Here is a 767-nt window from a genome sequence, read left to right as displayed (position 1 = left end):
GTGGTGGCGGCCGCTCGCTCGGTGCTGGTGACCGCCCGCGGTGCCGCCGATCTGCCGCGGCTGCGGCAGGCGCTGGAGGCCCTGCTCGCAGCCGGCCCCACGGCGCGCTCCGACCCCGGGGCTGAGGCTGGGTCGGGCGCTCGGTCAGACACTGGGGCTGGTGCTGCAGCGGGCACGGTGACGCTGGATGTCCGCTACGACGGCCCCGACCTGGCCGTCGTGGCCGAGCTGGCCGGCGTCCCTGTCGAGGCGTTCGTCCGGATGCACACCTCGATCACGTGGAAGGCCGCGTTCGGTGGGTTCGCGCCGGGCTTCTTCTACCTCGTCGACGCGCGAGAACTCGGTTCCGGCGAACTCGATGCCAACGCTGATCCGAGCCCGAGCCCGAGCCCGAGCCCGAGCCCGAGCCCGAGCCCGGGGCCGATGCCGACGGTCCCACGGCTGGGTTCGCCCCGGCCGAAGGTGCCGGCGGGATCGGTGGCCGTGGCCGACCGGTTCTGCGCCGTCTACCCCGGCGACTCGCCCGGCGGGTGGCGACTGCTCGGCACCACCGACGCGCCATTGTGGGACATCGACCGTCCGCAGCCCGCACTGCTCGCGCCCGGCACGCTCGTGCGGTTCCGTGATGCCGGTGCAGACGGCGCCGGGAGCGTCGGCGCGGGAGGGGCGAGATGAGTCTGCTGGTGCTCCGGGCCGGGCCGTCGGCGCTTGTGCAGGACCTGGGCCGGCCCGGGCACGCCGACATCGGGGTGACCGCCTCGGGGGCC

The 767-nt window shown here is 75.5% G+C and carries 1 protein-coding gene and 1 pseudogene; both read left to right on the top strand.

Annotation, left to right across the window (positions count from 1 at the left end):
- On the top strand, positions 1–675 hold a 675-nt coding region (locus tag ACWIE7_RS19390), incomplete at its 5' end, for a 5-oxoprolinase subunit B family protein (RefSeq protein ID WP_454070364.1).
- Positions 672–767, top strand: a pseudogene (locus tag ACWIE7_RS19385) (biotin-dependent carboxyltransferase family protein); the annotation flags it as partial. The gene ACWIE7_RS19390 and the pseudogene ACWIE7_RS19385, both read left to right, overlap by 4 nt.

The organism is Dietzia sp. NPDC055343 (assembly GCF_053645265.1).
This window is presented reverse-complemented; position numbering and strand designations above follow the sequence as displayed.